This is a genomic window from Aquabacterium sp. (assembly GCF_035476535.1).
Taxonomy (GTDB): Bacteria; Pseudomonadota; Gammaproteobacteria; order Burkholderiales; family Burkholderiaceae_C; genus Pseudaquabacterium.
In genome coordinates this window covers 1-22,129 of the sequence record NZ_DATILJ010000185.1, presented here as the reverse complement: position 1 = coordinate 22,129, position 22,129 = coordinate 1, and the positions used below count along the sequence as shown (strand labels likewise).

Annotated in this window: 18 protein-coding genes and 1 pseudogene; 10 read left to right on the top strand and 9 right to left on the bottom strand. The window is 70.4% G+C overall.

What is annotated here, in order from left to right:
- Window positions 1–562: SDR family oxidoreductase (locus tag VLK61_RS18415; RefSeq protein WP_325423079.1), on the bottom strand; the 562-nt coding region annotated here is incomplete at its 3' end.
- Between VLK61_RS18415 and VLK61_RS18410 the strand changes: the two are divergent.
- Window positions 450–1,730 (top strand): annotated as a pseudogene (locus VLK61_RS18410) (AraC family transcriptional regulator); the annotation flags it as partial. The gene VLK61_RS18415 and the pseudogene VLK61_RS18410 sit on opposite strands and share 113 nt — an antisense overlap.
- Here VLK61_RS18410 and VLK61_RS18405 read toward each other — a convergent pair.
- From VLK61_RS18405 to VLK61_RS18380, 6 genes are read right to left on the bottom strand one after another with little or no spacing between them, the layout of a single operon-like run.
- Complete coding sequence (locus VLK61_RS18405) at window positions 1,696–2,736, bottom strand: MxaL protein (RefSeq protein ID WP_325423078.1); 1,041 nt, start codon at window positions 2,734–2,736, stop codon at window positions 1,696–1,698. The pseudogene VLK61_RS18410 and the gene VLK61_RS18405 sit on opposite strands and share 35 nt — an antisense overlap.
- A complete protein-coding gene (locus VLK61_RS18400; protein WP_325423077.1) occupies window positions 2,733–3,287 on the bottom strand; it encodes an MxaK protein in 555 nt (184 codons plus the stop codon). The genes VLK61_RS18405 and VLK61_RS18400 overlap by 4 nt, the downstream gene beginning before the upstream one ends.
- Entirely contained in the window at window positions 3,284–4,279 is a 996-nt protein-coding gene (locus VLK61_RS18395) for a vWA domain-containing protein (RefSeq protein WP_325423076.1), read from the bottom strand. Before VLK61_RS18395 ends, VLK61_RS18400 begins: the two co-directional genes overlap by 4 nt.
- Window positions 4,279–5,148: a calcium incorporation protein MxaA gene (locus tag VLK61_RS18390; RefSeq protein WP_325423075.1), complete on the bottom strand. Its 870-nt coding sequence runs from the start codon at window positions 5,146–5,148 to the stop codon at window positions 4,279–4,281. The genes VLK61_RS18395 and VLK61_RS18390 overlap by 1 nt, the downstream gene beginning before the upstream one ends.
- Entirely contained in the window at window positions 5,145–6,023 is an 879-nt protein-coding gene (locus VLK61_RS18385; protein WP_325423074.1) for a DUF58 domain-containing protein, read from the bottom strand. The genes VLK61_RS18390 and VLK61_RS18385 overlap by 4 nt, the downstream gene beginning before the upstream one ends.
- 1 nt (window position 6,024) lies before the next feature.
- Entirely contained in the window at window positions 6,025–7,044 is a 1,020-nt protein-coding gene (locus tag VLK61_RS18380) for an AAA family ATPase (protein ID WP_325423073.1), read from the bottom strand.
- 131 nt (window positions 7,045–7,175) lie between these two features.
- Between VLK61_RS18380 and VLK61_RS18375 the strand changes: the two genes are divergently transcribed.
- Together VLK61_RS18375 and VLK61_RS18370 are read left to right on the top strand one after the other, a co-directional pair.
- Window positions 7,176–8,138, top strand: a complete 963-nt coding sequence (locus VLK61_RS18375; RefSeq protein WP_325423072.1) for a helix-turn-helix domain-containing protein — start codon at window positions 7,176–7,178, stop codon at window positions 8,136–8,138.
- Between the two features lie 175 nt (window positions 8,139–8,313).
- The gene (locus VLK61_RS18370; RefSeq protein WP_325423071.1) at window positions 8,314–10,758 is read left to right on the top strand and encodes a sensor domain-containing protein; all 2,445 of its coding nucleotides are present in this window, start codon (window positions 8,314–8,316) and stop codon (window positions 10,756–10,758) included.
- Window positions 10,759–10,809: 51 nt separating this feature from the next.
- On the opposite strand, the gene VLK61_RS18365 is transcribed toward VLK61_RS18370, so the two are convergent.
- Window positions 10,810–13,005, bottom strand: coding sequence for a PQQ-dependent dehydrogenase, methanol/ethanol family (locus tag VLK61_RS18365; RefSeq protein ID WP_325423070.1), 2,196 nt, complete (start codon window positions 13,003–13,005; stop codon window positions 10,810–10,812).
- A 171-nt stretch (window positions 13,006–13,176) separates the two neighbouring features.
- On the opposite strand from VLK61_RS18365, the gene VLK61_RS18360 reads away from it, so the two are divergent.
- From VLK61_RS18360 to VLK61_RS18345, 4 genes are read left to right on the top strand one after another with little or no spacing between them, the layout of a single operon-like run.
- Window positions 13,177–14,688: an aldehyde dehydrogenase gene (locus tag VLK61_RS18360; protein WP_325423069.1), complete on the top strand. Its 1,512-nt coding sequence runs from the start codon at window positions 13,177–13,179 to the stop codon at window positions 14,686–14,688.
- Window positions 14,685–15,212: a DUF3237 domain-containing protein gene (locus tag VLK61_RS18355; RefSeq protein WP_325423068.1), complete on the top strand. Its 528-nt coding sequence runs from the start codon at window positions 14,685–14,687 to the stop codon at window positions 15,210–15,212. Before VLK61_RS18360 ends, VLK61_RS18355 begins: the two co-directional genes overlap by 4 nt.
- Window positions 15,212–15,883, top strand: a complete 672-nt coding sequence (locus VLK61_RS18350; protein WP_325423067.1) for a nuclear transport factor 2 family protein — start codon at window positions 15,212–15,214, stop codon at window positions 15,881–15,883. The genes VLK61_RS18355 and VLK61_RS18350 overlap by 1 nt, the downstream gene beginning before the upstream one ends.
- A gap of 4 nt (window positions 15,884–15,887) precedes the next feature.
- Entirely contained in the window at window positions 15,888–17,423 is a 1,536-nt protein-coding gene (locus VLK61_RS18345) for an AMP-binding protein (RefSeq protein ID WP_325423066.1), read from the top strand.
- A gap of 15 nt (window positions 17,424–17,438) precedes the next feature.
- Here the strand turns inward: VLK61_RS18345 and VLK61_RS18340 are convergent, their stop codons facing one another.
- A complete protein-coding gene (locus VLK61_RS18340; RefSeq protein ID WP_325423065.1) occupies window positions 17,439–18,470 on the bottom strand; it encodes a cytochrome-c peroxidase in 1,032 nt (343 codons plus the stop codon).
- Between the two features lie 216 nt (window positions 18,471–18,686).
- On the opposite strand from VLK61_RS18340, the gene VLK61_RS18335 reads away from it, so the two are divergent.
- The 3 genes from VLK61_RS18335 to VLK61_RS18325 all read left to right on the top strand — a co-directional run bounded on the left by VLK61_RS18335 (window position 18,687) and on the right by VLK61_RS18325 (window position 22,111).
- Window positions 18,687–19,580, top strand: coding sequence for a helix-turn-helix domain-containing protein (locus VLK61_RS18335; RefSeq protein ID WP_325423064.1), 894 nt, complete (start codon window positions 18,687–18,689; stop codon window positions 19,578–19,580).
- 147 nt (window positions 19,581–19,727) lie between these two features.
- The gene (locus VLK61_RS18330) at window positions 19,728–20,912 is read left to right on the top strand and encodes a cytochrome P450 (RefSeq protein ID WP_325423063.1); all 1,185 of its coding nucleotides are present in this window, start codon (window positions 19,728–19,730) and stop codon (window positions 20,910–20,912) included.
- Window positions 20,913–21,001: 89 nt separating this feature from the next.
- Window positions 21,002–22,111: an alcohol dehydrogenase catalytic domain-containing protein gene (locus VLK61_RS18325; protein ID WP_325423062.1), complete on the top strand. Its 1,110-nt coding sequence runs from the start codon at window positions 21,002–21,004 to the stop codon at window positions 22,109–22,111.
- The last annotated feature ends 18 nt before the right edge of the window (window positions 22,112–22,129 follow it).

Here is a 22,129-nt window from a genome sequence, read left to right as displayed (position 1 = left end):
ACCGGCACCAGGTCCAGCCGGGCGAGACCGAGTTGACGCGGATGCCGTCGGCGGCCAGGTCCAGCGCCATGTTGCGGGTCAGCTGCACCAGGGCCGCCTTGGACACCGGGTACAGCCAGCGGCCGGTCTGCGCCACCTTGGACGAGATGCTGGTGAAGTTGACGATCGCGCCGCCACCGCGTGCTTTCATTGACGCATGCACCGCCCGTGCGGCCATCACCGCGCTGACGACGTTGACATCGAGCGCCTGCAGCCAATCGGCACGCGGCGATGCGAAGCCGTTGTCGAGGTAGCTGCAGGCCAGGTTCACGAGCATGTCGATGCCGCCGAAGCGTCGCGTGACCTCGGCTACCGCATCGGCGAGCGCGTCGTCGCGGGTCAGGTCCAGCGGCAGCGCGAACAGCCGGTCGGGGTCGGCGGCAGCAACGCGCGCGGCGCCGGCACCATCGATGTCGAAGATGGCGACCTGCGCGCCTTGGGCGTGCAGCGTGTTCACCACCGCCGCGCCGATCAGCGTGGCGCCGCCGGTCACGATGGCGGTCTTGCCTGCGAGGGGGGACATGGCGCGCTCCTGTGCGAAAGAGGCCTCCATGCTCGCGGCTCGCGCGGCGCGGCGCGATCCGTCGGCTGCAACGACTATCCAAAAACTGCAAGATTCGCTTGCAAGCTTGAGCCCGCTCATCTCGCGCGCACGGGCGCGTGGCGCTACATTGACGCGCATCAAACCAGGAGGCCCGGCCTTGCAGGACGCCATCGAATCCCAGCGTGCGGGCGAAGCGGCGCGGCTGCTGGCCGCCGCGTGGGCGCGGGCGCGTCACCGGCAACCGCTGTTGGCTTCGTCCGACCGCGATCAGGCGCAGCACGTGGTGGGTTGCGTCTTCCGGCCGCACCGCCTGGAACCGGCGCTGGCCGCGACGCCGATGGCCGCGCGCATGAACCACCTGGGCGCCGGCCTGCTGGGCTTGAGCGGCCTCGAATATGGGCGCACGGTGGACATCCTGCCCGGCCCGCTGGAGAGCTTCTACCTGCTGCAGATCCCGCTCGCAGGCAGCGCACGGATCGATGCCGGCGGCGAGTGCTTCGAGTCCGACACCGCCTGCGCCAGCCTGCTGTCACCGGCGCCGGACCTGCGCATGCACTGGCGCGCCGGCAACCAGCAGCTCATCGTGCGCATCGAGGCGTCTGCGCTGCAGCGCTTCGTCGATTGCTGGTGCGGCGAGGCGGCCGTGCCGCTGCCGAACTTTGCGCCGCAACTGCTGCTCGACCGCCAGCCGGCGCTGGTGGACCTGCTGCTGTCATTGATCGCGGTGGCCGAGCGCCAGTCGGCGGCCAGGTCCGCGGACCCTGCGCGTGGCGCGCCCGCTGCCGAGCTGCCGCCGATCTCGAGCGTGCAGCTGCACTACCGGCTGATGGCCACGCTGCTCGCGTCGCAGCCGCACGATGCGAGCCTGCGCCTGGCCGCCCACGGCTCGCCGGTGGCGCCGCGCTGCGTGCGCCAGGCCGAGGACTACCTCGAAGCGCACTGCGCGGAGGCCATCACGCCGGAGGCGCTGGCCGCGGCCACAGGTGTCAGCGTGCGCAGCCTGTTCCTCGGCTTCCAGCGCTTTCGCGGCGTGAGCCCCATGCGCTGGCTGCGCGAGTTGCGCATGCACCGGGCCCGCCAGGACCTGCTGGGCGCCGGCCCGGGCGAGCACGTCACCGATGTCGCGCTGCGCTGGGGCTTCTATCATCTCGGCCGCTTCGCACAGGAGTACCGCGAAGCCTACGGCGAGACGCCGGCGCAGACGCTGGCCGCGGCCCGGGAGTTCGCGCCGGCACGGTAACGTTCGTGACCCGATTCGGCCGGAAGCGCCAAGCCAGCAACAGCAGCGCCATCCCCGCCGGCAGCGGCCTGAGATCGGTCTCGACCCGCTGGCGCCGCGCCAGCCGCCCGTCCAGCACCGCTCGCTTCAGCGCATCCGGGTCGGTGAGGCGCGCATAAGCCAGTCCCATGCCGGCGGCGAGCGCCTGCAGATGATCGTCGTGGCGCTGCGACAGATGTTCCTGTGAGGGGCCGGGTCCCGGACCTTGCACCACCTCGTCGGGGCCCCAATACCCGGCAGGCCTGCCATCGCGATCGGTCTTCGGGATCGGCACGGCCAGGGTGCCGCCAACACCGATCAGCCAACCGCCGGTTTCGCCGGGCACGATGCCGGCCAAGGGCGGCAACTCTGCATCGCGCAAGGGTGGTGATTCATGGCCGTCCGTCAGGAACACCACGTTCGGGTGCGTCTCCATCTGCTTGGCCGTGCGCAGCGCCCAGGTCGCGCCCTTGCCGATGTTGCTGGCATTGGCCCAGCGCATGCGGCCATCGATCTGCTCCAGCGATGCCAGCAGTTCCTCGTAGTGGCCGCACACCTCCACCGGTAGCAGCAGCGGCAGCACGCGGTAGTCGGCAAAGATGCTCCAGCCGAGTGCCGAGCCGCAGGGCATGGCACGCAGCATCTCGCGGGCCGCGTCGCGGGCCAGTGTCAGCCGGCTGACCACCTTGCCGTTAGCCTGCACGTCCTCGACGTCCATGCTTTGCGTGATGTCGAAGCTCACCATGTAGCGGTAGCTGTCGCGGGGCATCAGCGCGCGCGGCATCACCAGCGCCGTGGCCAGCAGCAACACCGCCGTCGTGACCGGCCAGGTCTTGCGATCCAGCGCAGCGCGCAGCAGGCCGGCGGCATTGCCCAGCGAGTTCACGGGACTCATGGCAGGTCGCCTGCCGCCATGCCGCGCATGCGCACCTGCCGTCGTTCGGCGGGCTCCGCGGACACCGCGGGGAACGTGGCCTCGTCCTCAGGGGCCATGCGCAGCGCACGTTCGAGGTTGTATCGCGCATCCCAGTCCAGCGGATCCATGCGAAGCAGATCGCGGTAGCGCTGCTTGGCCAGCGCCATCACCACGAGCGAGGGGCCGGCCTCGGCGGCCGCGCTCTGCCGGAGGTAGAGATTGGCCAGGTTGTAGAGCGCCGCCTGCCGCAAGCCGGGCGGCGAGCTCGCCTGGATCAGCGCGCTGTACTGCTTGACGGCGGCGTCGTGCCGGCCCGCCGCTGCCAGCGCACGCGCACGCGCGAACCGAAGCTCGGGCAGCCCGTTGTCGCCGGTGCGCTCGTCGTGCCCATCGATCGGCCCCGCCGCCACGCGCGCCACGGCCTGGTTGAGGGTTTCGGCACGGTGCCCATCGAGGGCCTCGATGGCAGCCAGGACCGTGAAGCCCAGCGCCACCGCGCCGAACAGGGCATGCACAAGCGCTCGTTTCATGACCAGCCTCGCACTTCGACCATACGCCAGGCCACCAGCGCAACGCAGCCCACGAGCGCCAGCGTGAAGAAGACGCCGCTGCGGTCGCGCCGCGGCACGCGCTCGAAGAAGTTGAGCGGCTGGTTCTGCTGGCGCTCGATCTCGGCGATGGCCGCGGCCAGCGCGTTCGAGTCGTCGGCCTGGAACAGGCGGTAGGGCGTTGCGAGCGTGCCGAAGAAGCGGTGCAGCGCCAGCTCTTCGGCGCTGTCGTCCGCCGCGGCGGCCGCCGACATCAGGTCGGGCGAATTGCCGCTGCTGCGCACATAGATCCAGTAGAGCCCGATGCGGTGCCGCGACAGCCCGGCTTCGATGCGCCGGCGCGTGGTCTCGTCGAGCTGCGCCCCGCCGTCGGAGACCACCAGCACGATGCGACTGCCCGAGTAGACGCGTCCGTCGAACTGGGCAATGGCCGCCAGCAGTGCGCTGCCCATGTCGGTGTTGGGCAGGCCGCGACCGATGCCGGTGGCAGCCAGGCCGGCCTGCACGACCTCGCTGCGCTCGGTGAACGGGACGATGAGCATGGGCCGGGTGCTGAAGGTCATCAACGCAAAGCGGTCGTCATGGCGTTTGGCGACGAAGCGAGCGAGCAATGTGCGAACGATGCTGTTCTTCGAGTCGCCCTCCGACAGCGAGCCGGCGGCCAGCACGCCCTTGGGCGTGATGATCGCGTCCATGCTGCTGCTGCGGTCCATCAGGATCAGCACCTCGGCGCCACGCCCGGTGCGCTGCACCCGCGCCCCGGGCTCACCCGGGCCGGCCAGGCCGAGCACGATGCATGTTATCGACAGCACCGCTGCCGAGCGCCAGGCGATGGCCAGGGCGCGGCCGATGCTGTCGACGGGCAACCAGCCGAGGTGCGGGAACGGCAAGCTGTCGTCACGTCGGCGCAGCAAGGGCAGCCCGGCCAGCGGCAACAGCAGCAGCGCCGCGGGTTGCGCAAAGTCGAGCGGCATCAGGCCCCTCCGTGCTGGCGTTTCTCGACATCGCGCAGCGCGCGGCAGAGGTCGCGCAGCGGGACCGTCGCCGGCTTCGGCACCGCCGCGAAGAAGCGCTCGCTGGAGCAGCGGTAGAAGTCCTCGAGCTGCGGCTGCAGCGGCCGCAGCTGCGGTGCGCGGGCCAGCAATCCGGCCAGCGTGGCCGCCTGCGCCGCGCTGCCGGCCGTGTCGGCCAAGGCCCGGTGCAGGCAGCGCCATGCATCGGGCTCTGCCGCCAGCGCGGCGCGGTCGAAACGGCGCAGTTCGCGCCAGGCACGGGCGAAGGGCAGGCGCACCGCTTCGCGCTGATGGCGCCAGAGCCACCAGCCCAACCAGGCCAGCAGCGTCAGCGCGAGTGCGCCGAGTGCTGCGTGCAGGCGCTGGCGCGCAGGTGCCGTGGGTCGGTCGGCCAGTGGGCGGTCGGGGCGCAGGTGGGGCAGGTCGCCGGGTGCGGCCTCGTCGTCCGGGATCAGCGGGCCGATGCTGATCGGCCAGCCGGGCAGCGCCCAGGTGGCGCCGGACCGGGCCTTGAGCGTCAGCGCGGGCAGCTGCACGGTGGCCAGTGTTCGCGGCACGTTGACGACTTGGTAGTCGACCAGTAGCCAGCGCAGGCCTGCTGCATCCGTCTCGATGCGCGGCGCACGGCGATCCAGCCACGCGCCGATGCGGCCGGCGGGCGGCACGGCAGCGAGCTCATCCGAACCGATCGGCAGGCGCTGCGTCAGCACGTCGCCGAGCAGGTGCCCGAAGGCGCGCGGCTGCTGCAGCGTGGGCGCCACGGCATCGGCGCGCGCGACGCTGCTGCCTGCGAGCACGGCAACGAGGACGACGCGTCGCCAGCGACTCATGCCACCGCGTCCAGGAAATGACGCGACAAGGCCTCGGCGTCGAAGGCAGCTTCGATCCAGAACGGCAGCATGCCGCGCGCGCCGAACAGCGCCTTGATCTCTGCGCGCCGCTGCGTGACCGCCGCGCGCCACTGCGTGCGCAGTGTCTCGCGCAGCCAGAGTGTTTGCCCTGCGCCGGACTCGGCATCGCGGGCCGACAGCAGGCGGCCCACCCGCGGTGCTTCGATCTCGGCCGGGTCCCAGATCACCAGCGGCACGACGCGGGCGCGCGCCAGCGTGTCCAGCACCTCGCCCAAGGCCTGCAAGGGCCAGTGGAAATCCGACACCAGGAACACCAGCGCGCTCTTGCCGGCCAGCTCCTGGACCGCATGCTTCAGCCACGCCGCGCCGTCGCCGGCCTTGCTGGCCGCGGCTTTGTCGCTTGCGTCGCTCGGCCGGCAGGTGCGCAAGCTCTCCGACATCAGGCCGGCCATGCCACGCGCGTGGCGCGCCGGCAACTGCAGGTCGTCGCGTGCGGTCCGGTCGAAGGCGAGCAGCCCCACCGCATCACCCGCCCGAAACGCGCTGTGGCCGAGCGCCTCGACGAAGTCCGCGGCGACGTCCAGCTTGCGCTGCGTCGCGCCGAAGTGCATCGACGCGGAGACATCGACGACGGCATGGACCGGCACCGCGACGCGCTGTTGGTGCACCCGCACCAGCCAGTGCTGCGAACCGTCGCGCAGGCTGGCACGCAGATCCAGCCGCCGCGGATCGGGATGGTCGAGCAGGCGGGCGTGCGCGGCGAACTGCAGGCCGGCGCCAAGGCTGGCGCCGGGGTGCGCGCCGGGCCGCTGGCCGCCTGTGCGCGTGCGCAGCCGGTAGTGGAACTCTTGCATGTCAGGGCGCCGCGACCTTGTCGAGGATCTGCTGCACCAGCGCCCCGGCAAGCTCGGCGCGGCGCAATTCGTAGATCGGCGTGAAGAACACCCGGTGGCCGAGTGCTGCCGGCAATACCGCATGCAGGTCATCGGGGACCACATGCCCGCGTTCGGCCAGCCAGGCGACGACGCGGGCGGCCCGGAGCAGGGCACTCATGCCGCGTGGACTGGCGCCGGCCAGGATCAGCCGGCTCATGTCGACACCCGGCAGGCTGATGCCGAAAGCCTGTGGTGTTTCGCTGGCCTGCCACAGCGCCAGCACATAGCGGCGGATCTCGGGGCTGGCGTGAATGCTGCGCTGGATCGCCGCGCCGATGGTGTTGAGATCCTCCCAGGGCAACAGGTTCGGCGTGACCTGCTCGATCAGCGCATCTGCATCGTGGTAGGCGGTGTCGAAGACCAGCGCCTCGCGAACCGTGGGATCGATGGGCGTGGCCATGTTGAGCTCGAACATGAACCGGTCGCGCGCCGCCGAGGCCAGTTCGAAGGTCTCTTCCTTCTCGACCTTGTTGCGGTCGGCGAACACCGTCATGTGCGGGAAGGCGTACTCCCGGTTGAAGGCCGAGACGGTGCGCTCGGCCATGGCGCGCAGCAGCAGCGATTGCACTTGCGGCCGGGCGCGGTTGATCTCGTTGAAGAAGAAGGTCGTGAGCCGTTTGCCATGGCGAAGCAGCGGCCCGGGATCGATGCGCGGCTTGCCCTCGGCATCCACATAGGTGTGATAGACCAGATCGCCCGGCATCAGGTCGATGGTGCCCTCGATGCGCTCGAACGCGCCGCCGAGGGCGCGCGAGATGGCGCGCAGCACGGTCGTCTTGCCCACGCCCACGTCGCCTTCCAGCAGCACATGGCCGCGCGCGAACAAGGCCACGTTGATGAGGCGGATCGTCGCCGCCTGGCCGATCACGGCTCGGCCTACCTCTTGTTCCACACGCAGCGCGAGCTGCCGCCAATCGTGAAGTGACTCATCCGAACGCATGACTGCTCCCGTGGGCTCGGGCCCGCTGCCTGCCCACCATCCGACGCCAGCGTAGGCGCCCGGCCGGCAGGCGTCTTGCCTGAGAATGGCCTTGGCAATTGCCTCACCGTCTACTTTCCAGGGTGCCTCGCATGAGTCTTGTCGCGGAGTTCTCGACCTTGCTGGTGCCGCCGGACAAGCGCGTGGCGCGCTGGACCGAAGCCGCCTTCGACCGCTTCGTCGAATCGGCGTTCGACGTGCTGGACGAAGACGGCTTCGTCGCCACGATGCACAACCGCGAGCTCGCGGACCTCTCGCTGACGCGCATCGATTCGGTCGGCCACGGCCGAAAGCGCGTCACGCGCTCGCAGCGCCAGGTGGCGCGGGCGGCCGAAGATTTCATGCTGGTCAGCATCCAGCTCGAAGGCGGATGCCGCGTCATCCAGGGCCATCGCGAGGCGCTGCTCTCACCCGGCCAGTTCGCCATCTACGACAGCACGCGGCCCTACGAGCTGGTGCTCGAACAGGACTATCAGCAGGCGGTGCTGCGGGTGCCGCGTGCCACGCTGTTGTCCCGACTCGGCGGCGACGACCTGACGGCGCTGGCGGTGGCGGCCGAGGTCCTGCCCGCGCGTATGCTCAACCAGATGGTGCGCGCCGCGTGCGAAGCCGGTGTGCCGCTGTCCCCGGCGCAATCGGCCGACGTGGCCGAGGGCGTGTTGAGCGTGCTGACAGGCGGCCTGCGAAGCCTGCAGGGCGAAGCCGGCGCGGCGCCGCGGGCGGGGGCGAGACAGATCGAACGCATCAAGGCCCATGTCGCCGCGAACCTGGGCAATCCGCAGCTCACGGTCGGCCAGATCGCCTTGTCGCTCGGCCTGTCGGTCAGCTACCTGCACAAGCTTTTTCGCGCGGAGGGCACGACACTGGAGCGCTGGATCTGGGCGTCGCGGCTGGCTGCCTGCCGGCGGGCCTTGCGCGACCCGCGCTGGTCGGCCCGCACGATCACCGACATTGCCTTCTCGTTCGGCTTCAGCGATGCCGCACACTTCAGCCGCAGCTTCCAAAGGCGCTTTGCCATCACGCCACGGGCCTGGCGGCAGGCCGGCGATGCGTAAGGCTTGCGGCGGCCAGGAGCGGCCAGACAGGATCCGCCGACTGCGCGCGGCGTGACAAGCGGCTCATCGTTCAAGTCGGCCCGCGGCGGGCCGAAATGACGTCAAGTCCATGAACTCCCATCCGACGACGAGCCGCCTTCCAGCGGCGGTGGCAAGCGGGCACGACCAACAGGGCGTGCACGTCGATCCTTACCGCGCGCTGCTCGAGCAGACCGACGACCTGCTGGCCGCGGTGGATGCGGCGCTGCGACTGACGATGGTGAACCCGGCCTTCGAGCGCGCCTGCGGGCTGAGCGCTGCGCAGATGCTCGGCCGCACGGTCGGCGAACTGGGCCTCTTCGGCAACGATGGCGCCGTGCTGCAGGCCTGCTTCGGCAGCGCGCTGTGCGGCGGCGGCGTGCAGCGCGTCGACCTCAGCGGGTGTCGCGAAGCCGGCGAACCCCGGGCCGCCCGGATCTACCAGGCGCGCGTGATGCCGGTGCGCAGCAGCGACGAGGTCATCAGCGGCCTGCTGTTCCAGGCCCGCGACATCACCGAGCATCGGCGCATCGAGGGCCACCTGCGCGAGCGAGAGCGCGAGTTCCGCACGCTGGCCGAAAACTCGCCCGACAACATCATCCGCTACGGCCTGGACCTGCGCGCGATCTACTGCAATCGCGAGATCGAAGAGCGCGTGGCGGTAGAGGCGCGCAAGGTGCTGGGCCGCACGCCCACCGAATCGGCGCCGCCCGGCATGGTCGGCCAGCAGGCTTACGAGCAACAGCTGCTGGTCACGCTGGCCAGCGGCGCCTCGGGCACCGTCGAGCTGCTGGCGCCACACCCCGGTGGCGAGATGCGGGTGCACAGCGTGGTCATCACTGCCGAGCACGATGCCGAAGGGGCGATCTGCGGTGCGCTGGCCGTGGGCCGCGACATCACGAGCTTGCGGCGCATCGAGGACCACCTGCGCCTGCGCGAGCGTGAATTCCGCACGCTGGCCGAGAACGCCGGCGACAACATCCTGCGCTGGGACAGCGAGGCGCGCATGCGCTACCTCAACCCGGCGATGGCCCGCGTGCTCGGCCGCCCGGTCGACGAGTTGCTGGGTTTCACCGCGCCGGAGGTCTACCCCGACGGCAGCTTCGATGCGGTGTATGCCGCCGTGCTGGCAGTGGCCCGCAGCGGCGAACCGAGCATGCTGGAGCTGCGTTTTGCCGGCCCGGACTCCAGCGGTGAACAGGTCCATCAGGTGCGCCTGTTTCCCGAACGCGACGACGACGGCCAGGTCCGCAGCGTGCTCGGTGTCGGCCGCGACATCAGCGACAGCATCCGCCAGCGCGAGCTGATCGAATCGCTGGCCCGCACCGACCCGCTGACGCGGCTGGACAACCGCCAGGCCCTGCGTGAGCGAGCGCCCGGCATTTTTGCCGGTGCCCGGCGGCACCACCGCCGCGTGGGCGTGATGCTGCTGGACCTGGACCAGTTCAAGTCGGTCAACGACGCGCTGGGCCACAGCGCCGGTGATGCGCTGCTGGTCGAGGTTGCACGCCGGCTGCGCGGGTGTCTGCGCGACGACGACCTGCTGGTGCGCCTGGGCGGCGACGAGTTCGTGATCGTCACGCCCGACATCGAGGGCCCGGACGCCATTGCCACGGTCACCACCAAGGTGCAGGAGGCCCTGGCGCAGCCGCTGACGCTGGCGCAGCGCGAGGTGCAGGTCACGGCCAGCATCGGCGTGGCGCTGTACCCGCACGATGGCGACGAGCTGGACCCGCTGCTCGCGCATGCCGACAGCGCGATGTACCACGCCAAGCGCAGCGGCCGCGCGCGCACCGAGTTCTACCGAGCCGAACTGGGCGAAGCGGTGCAGCGCCGCCTGCTGCTGGAACAGGCTTTGCGCGAGGCGCGCCACGGCCAGGGCCTGGCGCTGTACTTCCAGCCCCAGGTCAGCCTGGCCGGCGAGGCCGCGCTGGTGGGCGCCGAAGCGCTGCTGCGCTGGCAGCACCCCCGCCTGGGCCTGCTGGCGCCGGACCTGTTCATCCCGCTGGCCGAAGAGACCGGCATGATCGTGCCCATGGGCCGCTGGGTGCTGCAGACCGCGGCCGAGACGGCGGTGCAGTGGAACCGCGGCCGCGCGCAAGCGCTGTGCATTGCGGTGAATGTCTCATCGCACCAGTTCGTGCAAGACGATCTGCCCGCGGCGGTGAGCGCGGTGCTGGCCCGCACCGGCTGTGCGCCGGCCTGGCTGGCCATCGAGATCACCGAGAGTGCGCTGATCGAGGATTCGAACCTGGTGAAGCAGGTGCTGGACGACTTGCGCGGCCTGGGCGTGCGTGTGGCGATCGACGATTTCGGCACCGGCTATTCGGCGCTGAACTACCTGGCGCGCTTCCCGGTCGACTGCCTGAAGATCGACAAGAGCTTCGTGCAAGGCATCGGCCAGAGCAGCCGGCAGAGCGAGGTGGTCAAGGCCTTCATCGCGATGGCCCGCGCGCTGGGTCTGGACCTGGTGGCCGAGGGCGTCGAAACGGAGGACCAGGCGCGCTTTCTGCAACAACAGGGCTGCCCCACCGGCCAGGGCTACCGCTTCGGCCGGCCCATGCCGGCCGCGCAGTTCGAGGCTGAGTTCCTACAGCGCTGACCATCTGGTCCGGGCTGCGCCCAGCCCGCCCCCTGCAGCGCTTCGGTCCGTTCAATGCGCCCGCAGCGATGTCGCCCCGATCGCGTTCGGGTCGCGCCCTTCCTTCAGCGCCTGCTGCTGCTCCGCATGCGCCTGGCCCTGCAGTGCGATCAGGTAGGCGTGCAGTGCATCGAGTTCGTTTTCGCTGAACACATCGTTCCAGCGCGGCATGCCCATGGGCAGGTAGATGCCGTCGCGCACGATCTGGCGGAACAGCCCGTGCGTGGCCGGCTGCATGCGGCGCAGGTCGGCGACGTTGGAGCCTGTCTGGTTGGCATGGCAGATGGCGCAGTTCGCCATGAACAGGCCCGCGCCCTGGCCGATGGTGGCGGGCGTGACGCCGGCTTGTTGTGCCGGCGGTGCCGGAATCGGCGTGAACTCGCGCGGTGCCGGCTTGGCCACCGGCCCGCCGTCGAGCTTGAAGACCAGGATGCGGCCGGCATTGCCATGCTGGTACTGCGCGCTGGTGCGCCGCGGGTAGCCCCAGCCGCCGCCACCGCCGCCGGCGGCCACGGCCACGTACTGCTGGCCGCCTAGCCGATAGCTCATCGGCGCAGCGACGATGCTGGTGCCGATGTTGATCGATTTCAGCAACGCTCCGGTCTTGGCGTGATAAACCTTGAAGTCCCCGGCATCGGTGCCCTGGAACACCAGCTCGCCGGCCGTGGCCAGCACGCCGGCACGGTCGTGCGCGCTGCTGCCTTCGGCCTGCCAGGCCACGCGGCCGCTCAGCGGGTCGATGGCGCGCAGGAAGGCGCGGCCCTTCAGGCTTTCCGGATCGGCCCATTCGGGCAAGGCCTTCACGGCCTCCTGCAGCGGCGGCGGCAGCTGCGGCAGCACGGCGGGCAGGTCGGGCGTGAAGATCATCGCCGCGCCGGCATTCAGCCGCCGGGCCTGGCGCGGCGCCTTGCCGTCGGTCAGGCGAAAGATGAGATTGCCCATCTCCTGCACCGGCACGTACAGCAGGCCCTGACCCGGGTGCCAGGCCATGGGGTGCCAGTTGTGCGCGCCGGAGACGGCGGGGAAGACGATCTTCGGGCCGGCGGTGTAGTCGCCGGCCGGGTCGGGCTCGGGCCGGCCGGTGGCCAGGTCGATGCGCTTGGCCCAGTTGGTGCGCACCAGCTTGTGCGCGCGCAGCAGCTTGCCGTCGCGGCGGTCCAGCACGTAGAGGAAGCCGTTCTTCGGTGCATGCAGCAGCACCGGGCGGCGCTGGCCGTCGATGTCCAGCTCGGTCAGCACCATCGGCTGGGTGGCCGTGTAGTCCCAGCTGTCGCCCGGCGTTTCCTGGTAGTGCCAGCGCGGCAGGCCGGTCTTGGCGTCCAGCGCCACGATGCTGGCCAGGTACAGGTTGTCGCCGCCGCCGGGTGAGCGGTCCTGCAGCTGGTAGGGGCCGCCGTTGCCGGTGCCAACGATCACATTGTTCGTTAGCGGGTCAAAGACGATGGCGTCCCAAGCCGTGCCGCCGCCGCCCACGTCCCAGCGGGTGTCCTTGCTCCAGGTCTTCAGCGCGGCATCGAGGTAGGGGGCTTCCTGCGGCCCCAGTTTCGGGTCGCGCGGAATGGTCCAGAAACGCCAGGCCTGGCGGCCGCTGCTGCGGTCGTAGGCGGTGACGTAGCCGCGTGTGTCGTACTCGGCGCCGGCATTGCCGATGATCACCAGGTCGCCGGCGATCGCCGGTGCGCCGGTCGAGGTGTAGCCGCGCGTGCGGTCGACGATGGTGTCTACCTTCCATCGTACGCGGCCGGTGGTGGCGTCCAGCGCGTAGAGCATGCCGTCGAGTGCGGCCACGTGAACCAGGCCGTCTTTCACCGCGACGCCGCGGTTGGCCCAGTCGCAGCAGGCGCTGCGGTTGACCTGCATGTCGACCACCGGATCGAAAGCCCAGCGCTGCTTGCCGGTGGTGGCGTCCAGCGCCCACACCTTGCCCAGCGGGCCGCTGGTGATCAGCAGCTTGCCGACCTGCACCGGCGTGGCCTCGAGCACGCGGTGCGTGCCGGTCTTGAACTCCCAGGCCAGGCCCAGGCGTTGCACGTTGCCGGCATGGATCTGCCGCAGCGGCGAGTAGTGGGCCTGCCCGGGGTCGGCCTCCGCGGCCGTGACCGGCAGTGGCAGCAGGCCGGTCAGGCAAAGGCCGGCCGACGCGATCAGGCGGCGCCACGGCGCCTGGGCGCGGGAGTTCTGGCGGGGGCAGGGAAGAAGGCGGTGCATGCGGTGGCGCTCGGCGACGGGGGACGCACGCATGCTAGGCAGCGGCCCCGGCGCTGGCTGTCCTCCCTGGGCATGACCGGGCTTACCCGGCCCTCCTTCCGGAGGACGGCAAGCCCGGGCGGGCATCGAAACAATCGACTGCATCGCTCCAAGCTTCCTGGAAGGTTCGCCATGTCTGCCGCTCCCGCTTTTGCTCCGCCCGTGCGCACCGAAATCCGCCTGCAGCATCCCGACTGCCTGTTCATCGATGGCCGCTGGGTGCCGCCCACGCTGGGCGGTCGCATCGAGGTGGTGACACCGCACGACGGTCAGCGCATCGCCGTGGTCGCCGAGGCCGGCCCGGCCGACATGGACCTGGCCGTCGCCGCCGCGCGCCGCGCCTTCGACAATGGCCCCTGGCCGCGCTTGTCGCCCTCCGCCCGCGGCGCGGCCCTGCGCCGCTTCGGCGCCGAACTGGCCAAGCGCCAGCCCGAGCTGTGTTCGGCTTGGGTCGACCAGGTCGGCGCGGTGGCCTTTGCCGCGCCGATGATGGTCGGCGGCGCGCTGGCCTGGGTCGACTACTACGCCGGCCTGGCCGAGACCTTTCCCTTCGTCGAACCGCAGCGCGCCTTCGATGGCCAGGGCCAGGCCTATGTGGTGCGCGAGCCGGCCGGCGTGGTGGCCGCCATCGCGCCGTGGAACGCGCCGTTGATGATCATGATCAACAAGGTGGTTCCGGCCCTGCTGGCCGGCTGCACGGTGATCATGAAGCCGGCGCCCGAAACCCCGCTGGACGCTTACTTGATCGCCGAAGCGGCCGAGGCCGCCGGCCTGCCGCCCGGCGTGCTGAACCTGGTACCCGCCCACCGCGAGGCCGCCGACCACCTGGTGCGCAATGCCGGCGTCGACAAGGTCAGCTTCACCGGCTCGACGCTGGCCGGCAAGCACATCGCTTCGGTCTGCGGCCAGCGCGTGGCGCGCTGCACGCTGGAGCTGGGCGGCAAGTCGGCCGCCATCGTGCTGCCGGACGCCGACATCGGCCTGGCCGCCGGCACGCTGGCGCAAACGATCTCCATGCTCAGCGGCCAGGTCTGCTCCACGCTCAGCCGCGCGGTGGTGCCGCGCAGCAAGGCGGGCGAGTTTGCCGAAGCCTTGTCCGCGGCGCTGAAGAGCTTGCGCATCGGCAACCCCTGGGAGCCCGGTGTGATGATGGGCCCGCTGGCGATGAAGCGGCAGCTCGATCGGGTGCAGGACTACGTGGCGCGCGGCCAGGCCGAAGGCGCCACGCTGGTCTGCGGCGGCAAGCGGCCGGCCGGGTTGGAAGGCGGCCACTACATCGAGCCGACGCTGTTTGCCGATGTCGACTCGAAGATGGCCATCGCGCAGGAAGAGATCTTCGGCCCGGTGATCGCGATGCTGGCCTACGACGACGAGGCCGATGCACTGCGCATCGCCAACGATTCGCCCTACGGCCTGTTCGGCGCCGTGTTCACGCCCGACGCGCAGGCGGCCTGGCGCGTGGCGCGCGGTGTGCGCACCGGCGCGCTGTCGCACAACGCCTTCAGGATGGACCCCTTTCTGCCCTTTGGCGGCTTCAAACAATCGGGCATCGGGCGCGAAGGTGGCACCGCCGGCGTGATGGGCTACACCGAGACGAAGACCATCCTGCTCGAAGCCGCGGTGGACACCGCTGCCGCGCTGTGAGTGTCGAATCGCTAGCGCCGGTGTTCAGCGGCCAGTCGCTGCCGTTGGCGCCGCGGCTGGAGTTCCTGTTCAGCATCCGGCTGCACTTCACCCGCGTGCAACTGATTCCCGACATGCCCACCGGCTTCGGCCGCGGCGCGGTGTATGTCGACAGCGGCACGGTCGAAGGCCCGCGGCTGAACGGCCGCGTGCGGCCCGACAGCGGCGCCGACTGGTCGCAGTTCCGCCCCGACGGCGTGCTGTCCTTCGACGCGCGCTACATGATCGAGGCCGACGACGGCGCGCTGATCCTGCTGCACAACCGCGGCTACCTGTGGGGCCGCACGCCGGACGTGATGCCGCGCATGCGCGCCTGGATCTTCGAAGGCGGCCCCGAGGTGGATTTCAGCGACTACTACCTGCGCAGCTGCCCGAGCTTCGAAGTGAGCACGGGCCGGCACGACTGGTTGATGCGCCACGTGATCGTCGGCGTCGGCGAGCGCAAGGCCGACGGCAACCAGATCAGCTACCACGCGCTGCTGTGATGAGCGCGCCGGCAGACTTGCTGCAGCGCATCGGCCAGCTCGAACAGCGCCTGGCCACGCTGGAAGACATCGAGGCGATCCGGCGCCTGCAATACACCTATGGCTACTACATCGATCTGCGCCTGTGGGACGAGATGGCCGCGCTGTTTGTCGACCAGGGGGCAAGCATCGAGATCGGCCAGCGTGGCCGCTACGAAGGCCGCGAAGCCATCCGCAGCTTCCTGCTGGAGGTGCTGGGCCAGGGCCGCGCCGGCCTGAACCGCAACGAGTTCATCAACCACATGCAGCTGCAGGGCGTGATCAGCGTGGACCCCGATGGCCTGCACGCGCAAGGCCGCTTCCGCGCGCTGATCCAGGGCAGCCCGCCGCAGGGCGGCAGCACGCTGCTGCTGGCCGAAGGCGTCTACGAAAACACCTATGTGAAGCAGGGCGGGCAGTGGCGCATCGCACGGCTGTGGTGGGTGCCGACCTTCTATGTGCGTTTGCCCGGCTACGACAGCGTGGCCTTCGACAGCGGACCGGCCAGCGCGGCACTGCCGCCGCAAGCCGCATCGGCACCGGTGTGCGAAGCGCTGGGCCGGCGCTTCCCGCCGTTTCACTACCGCCACCCGGCCACCGGCGCCGAGGTTCGCGACGTGAGCAGTGCCCAACACCCCATGAACCAAGGATGAACGCGTGCTGGTGATCGGAGACATTTCACGTGCCCATGCGCGCCGCTGCCCGGACAAGGCCGCGCTGGTCATGGGCGAGCAGATCATGAGTTATGCCGAGCTGGACCAGCAGTCCAACCGGCTCGCGCATGCGCTGATCGCCGAAGGCGTGGCGTCCGACGACCGCGTGGCGCTGCTCGGCATGAACAGCATCGACTACGCGGTGGCGCTGCACGGCATTGCCAAATGCGGCGCCATCGTCGTGCCGCTGAACTTTCGCCTCGCCGCGGCGGAGGCGCGGCAGGTGCTGGAAGATGCCGAGCCGGCGGTGCTGATCGCCGAGCCGGCCTTCGATGCGCTGCTGCACGAGGCGCTGGAAGGCTTGGCGCGGCCGCCGACACGCTGGACGCTGTGCGACGACTCTGGCGCCGGCCTGGCCGCACGGCTGGCGAACCAGCCTGCCGACCCGGTGGACTGCGTGGTGGACCCCGAGTCCGCCGCCACGCTGCTGTTCACCAGCGGCACCACCGGCCGGGCGAAGGGCGTGCTGATGTCCCATGCCGTCATCTTTCGCATGTTCGCGGCCACGGCCATCGAAGCCCGGCTGACGCACGACGCCGTGGTGCTGGTGGCCGCGCCGATGTTCCACCTGGCCGGCATGAACCTGGCGCTGAACCAGGCGCTGTACCTGGGCGGCACAGCGGTGCTGCACCGCGGGCGCTTCGAGGTCGACGCCATCTTTCGCCTGATCGAGCGGCAGCGCATCAGCCTGGCCGTGCTGGTGCCGACGATGGTGGCGGCGATGGCCTTCGACCCGCAGGTCGGCAGCTTCGACCTGGCCTGCCTGAACAAGGTGTTCTACGGCTCGGCACCGATCACGCCGGTGGCGCTGGCCAAGGCCCGCGAAGTCTTCGCCCAGGTCGCCTTCACGCAGCTCTACGGTTCCACCGAGTGCGGCATGGTGGCGGTGCTGCGGCCCGAGGACCACCAGCGCTGGAGCCAGTGCACCGGCCGCGAGGCGCTGCTGAGCCGGCTGCGCATCGTCGACGAATCGGGTGCCGACGTGGCGCCGGGCGCGGTCGGCGAAATCATCGCCGAGCAGCGCCACATCGGCATGCTGGGCTATTGGCGAAACGACGCGGCCACGCGCGAGGCCATCGTCGACGGCTGGATCCGCTCGGGCGACCTGGCCCGCGTCGAGGCCGACGGCGTGTTCACCATCGTCGACCGGCTGAAGGATGTGATCATCAGCGGCGGCGAGAACCTCTACCCGAAGGAGATCGAAGCCGCCATTGCCGCGCACCCGGCGGTGGCCGAGGTGGCGGTGTTCGGCGTGCCCGACGAGGCCTACGGTGAATCACCCTGCGCCGCGGTGGTGCTGCGCGCCGGGCAGCAGGCCACGGCCGAAGCGCTGCAGGCCTGGTGCGTGCAGCATCTGGCGCGCTACAAGCGGCCGCGGCGCTTCGAGTTCCACGCCGCGCTGCCGCGCAACGCCAGCGACAAGGTGCTGAAGACGGCGCTGCGCGCGCCGCATTGGCAGGGGCGGTCGCGCATGATCTAGGGTGTCACCGGGCTCTCAGATATCCGGCGGCTGCCCCGGCTGCTGCCCCGGCGGCGCGTAGTTGGCCGGCACGCTGCCGGTGAGCGACTCGAGGAAGGCGGCGATGCTCGCGGCTTCGGAGTCGTCGAGCGTGTGGCCGAGCTGCACGCTCGCCATCACCCGGATTGCGCGCTCAAGGCTGTCGACCGACCCGTCGTGGAAGTAGGGCGCCGTCTTGGCCACGTTGCGCAGCATCGGCACGCGGAACACGAAGCGGTCCTCCTCTTTCTTCGTGACGGCGAAGCGGCCGGGATCGGGCTTGTCGGAGCCGGTCTCGAGCCAATAGTCCTTCAAGAGCCCGAACTTCTTCATCGTGGTTCCACCGAAGTTCGCGCCGTTGTGGCAGCCGGCGCAACCCACCGCCACGAAGGTCTTCAAGCCGGCCTTCTGGCGATCGCTGAGGGCCGCATCATCGCCGGCGAGGAAGCGGTCGAAGGGGGCCGGGGTGGTCAGCGTCGCCTGGTAGCTGGCCAGCGCGCGGGCGTAGTTCGCGGCGCTCAGCGCTTCGGCGTCGTCCGGAAAGGCGGCTCGGAATCTCGACGGGTACTCGAGCTCGGCCAGCTTGGCGAGGCCGAGCTCCTTCGAGCCGAAACCCATCGAGCCGGTCAGCGAGCTTTCGGCCTGGTCGGCGCCGCTCTTGCGATCGCCAAGCCAGCGCAGCAGCGGCTGGTTCATCGCATTGAAAACGGTGGGCGAATGCCGCGAGGTGAGCGCGCCGCGCGCATCCGGCGAGAAGCGGCGGCGGTCCGCGCCCCAATCGCGGGCGAAGTGGCAGCTGGCGCAGGCGGTCTTGCCGTCCGACGACAGCCGCGTGTCCCAGAACAGCGCCCGGCCGAGTTCGGCCTGGGGCGACGCCGCCTCGCTGCTGGCCTTCACCTGGCCGAACACGGCCGCAGCGACATGCCGCAATGCGTCGTCCGTCACTGCTGCTGCGAACGCGCCGACTGCGGCTGCCCCTGACGCGGCCAGTGCCGCTGTGATGCACGATGCAACGCGAAGCATCCTCATGGCGGTCCTTCCGTGGCCGGTGCTTCGGCGCGGGCTGCCGACAGCCCGATGACGCGGCCACAGCGGGAGTAAACAGGGATCTGGGGCCCAGGGGAATCCCCAGGATGCAGTCGGGCCGCGGCCAAGAGGTAGGCGTGCAGCCTTGAACCATACTCTCGCTCCACGGCTTCCTCGTGGCGGCCGCTGCCAAGAGGGCATCGAGGTTTGCACCACGCCATGACACCTGTTCACTGCACCGACCTGAGAACCTGGAACCGCTTCGCCGAACGCGCCTTCGGCGACATCGCGGTGGCCTCCGCCGAGGCGCGCTTCGAGGCCGATCTCGCGGCACGCGACTGGCCCGGCGTGCGCCTGGTGCAGGTGGACTCGCCGGCGGCGCAGGTGCGCGGTGGGCGTGGCGGCCGGCCGGGCTGGTACCTGCTGTACAACGAGTTCGGGCGCTGCGCGCTGCAGCAGGACGGCCGCCGCGCGGCCCTGGACGCGGGTGAGCTGAGCCTGCTGCGTGCCGACCGGCCCTACGAGATCGCCTTCGACCAGCCCAATCGCATGACGATCGCCGCGTTGCCGCTGCTCGAAGGCCCGCCGGCCTTGCAGCGCCGGCTGGTGCTGCGCCATGGGCGGGACGAATCGGCGCTGGTGGGTGCGCTGCTGCGCCGGCTGGCGCAGCTGGACGATGCGGCCGCCCGCGGCCTGGACGCGCAAGCTCTGCGCGCGGCGCTGTGCGACCTGCTGCTGCTGGCCCGCCCGGTGGCAACGCCCGGCGCGAGCGAGGCCGCCTTGCCGGGCCGGCAGGCCGGCCAGCTGATGCACATCGCGGCCCTCGTGCAGCGTGAACTGGCTTCGCCCGAGCTGGACGGCCGCCTCATCGCCGCCGAGCTGGGCCTGAGCCTGCGCGCCGTGCAACTGCTGTTCGAGCGCCAGGGCACCACTGCCTCGGCCTACATCCTGGCGCAGCGCCTGCAGCATGCTGCTAGCGTCTTGCGTGAGCGGCCGGCGCAGCGCATTGCCGATCTGGCGCTGGAGGCCGGCTTCGGCGACCTGTCGTACTTCTGCCGCGCCTTTCGCCGCCGCTACGGCTGCACGGCGCGCGAGTGGCGCCGCCCGAACTGAAGGGCTGAGGGCTGAGGGCTGAGGGCCGCGGCGAGGCGCGCTGCGCGCCTGTCCAAGCCTTGCGCGGCCGTCCAAGACAGCCGCGCATGCTGACTCCTACAGTGCGGCGACTTCTGCGGCGCGGCCGCAGGGCACCAGGAGACCCCCATGGACATGCCAGTGCGCCATTCGAGCGACATCGACCTCTTCAGCGATGACGCGCTGAACGACCCCTACCCGCTGTACCGTCAGCTGCGCGACCAGGCACCCGCCGTCTGGCTGCGCCGCCACGAGGTCTGGTTCCTCGGCCGCTACGACCCCGTGCGCGCCGCGCTCGGCGACTGGCAGACCTGGTCGTCGGCCCAGGGCATCGGCCTCAACCCGGTGATCAACGAGGCCTGGCGCAACGCGCTGATCTGCGTCGATCCGCCGGCCCACACCGAGATGCGCAAGCTCTTCACCGACCGGCTCGGCCCGCGGCAGCTCAAGGACATCGAGGCCACGATCCAGCAGCGCGCCGAGGCGCTGGCCGAGCGCATCGCCGCGATGGGCGAGTTCGATGCGGTGAAGGACGTGGCGCAGGACCTGCCGGTGGGCGTGATCATGGACCTGATCGGCTGGCCCGAAGACGTGCGCGGCGGCCTGCTCGAGATGGCCGCGGGCAGCTTCGACGCCTGCGGGCCGGCCAACGCCCGCATGCACGCCTCGCTGCCGCGCCTGCAGGCGATGATGGCGCTGATCGGCGAGACCTTCGACCGCGACCGGCTGGTGTCCGGCGGTTTCGGCTCGACCGTGGCCGATGCGGCGCGGCGCGGCGAGATCCCGCGCGAGGCCGCGATCGGCCTGCTGGCCGGCTATGTGGTGGCGGCCTTCGACACGACGATCAGCGCCATCAGCCACGGCCTGCTGCTCTTTGCGCAGCACCCGCAGCAGTGGCAGCGCCTGCGCGAGGCGCCGCAGCTGATGCCGGCGGCCTTCAACGAGATCGTGCGCATCGAATCGCCGATCCAGAACTTCTCGCGCGTGGCCACCCGCGATGTCGACCTGGGCGAGGGCGTGCTGATCCCGGCCGGCGCGCGCGCCATTGTCAGCTACGGCGCGGCCAACCGCGACGAGCGCCACTTTGCCGAGCCCGAGCGCTTTCACATCGAGCGCCGGCCGCTGGACCACCTGGGCTTCGGCCTGGGCATCCACGGCTGCGCCGGCCAGAGCCTGGCGCGGCTGGAAGGCCATGCGGTGTTCAGCGCACTGGCACGGCGCATCGGCCGGCTGACGTTGGCCGGCGAGCCGCAGCGTGCGCTGAACAACATCAACCGCGGATTCGCGGCGATACCGATGCGGGCCGAGCGATGACGGCTCCCCGGGTTTGACCTGATGGTGCAGGTCGCGATCCCTCCTAAAGTATGCACAAAATCTGTTCTGTGCATCTCAAGGAGACCGCGATGACGATGATGAAAGCAGCCCGGCTGCACCGGGTCGGTGAGGCGATGAAGATCGAGCAGGTGCCGATCCCGGAGCCTGGGCAAAACGACGTGCTGGTGAGGGTGCGGTCCTGCGGCATCGTGCCGAACCTGGGCAACATCCTGGCCAACTGGACCACCTGGTTTCCTGAATTGCCGCTGCCGCCGCTGCCGGCGGTGTTCGGCCTCGACCCGGCGGGCGAGGTGGTGCGGGTCGGCTCCCACGTGCATGCCTGGGCGCCGGGCGACCGGGTCTATGTCAACCCGGGCCTGTACTGCGGCGGCTGCCGCGCCTGCCGCAAGGGCGACCTGATCAACTGCACGCACTATGCGTTCAGCGGCTACTTCGGCTTCTCGCAGAACTCGCTGAAGCTGTACAAGAACTACCCCGGCGGCGGCCTGTCCGAATACATGATCGCGCCGCAGTACGCGCTGGTGAAGTTGCCGGACACGGTGAGCTTCAACCAGGCGGCGCGCTTCGGCTACCTGGGCACGATGTACTCGGCCATGCGCAAGACCGGCCTCGGCCCCGGCAAATCGATGCTGGTCAACGGCATCAGCGGCACGCTGGGCATCGGCGGTGCGCTGTTCGGCCTGGCGATGGGCGTCACCAAGATCCTCGGCACCGGCCGCGACAAGAAACTGCTGGAACGTGTGAAGGCGCTGGCGCCGGACCGCATCGAGGTGTTCTCGATCACCGACCAGGAGCCGCTGGACGCCTGGGCCAAACAGCAGACCGGCGGCCTGGGCGTGGACGTGTTCATCGACGCACTGGGTCCCGGTGCGCAGCACGAGACGCTGCAGCAGGGTGTGCGCGCGCTGGCCCGTGGCGGCCGCGCGGTCAACATCGGTGCCATCATGGGCCTGGTCGGCATGGATCTGCACACGATGATGGACGATCAGCAAAGCATCGAAGGCTCGGCCTGGTTCACCGCCGCGGAAGGCCAGGACATGGCCGACATGGCGGCGGCGGGCACGCTGGACCTGTCGGTGTTCGAGCATGTGTGCAGCCCGCTGGACCAGGTCAACGAAGCGATCTCGGGCATTGCCCAGCGCAACGGCGGCTTCAGCAATTTCGTGATCAACCCCTGAACAAGGAGCCGACGATGC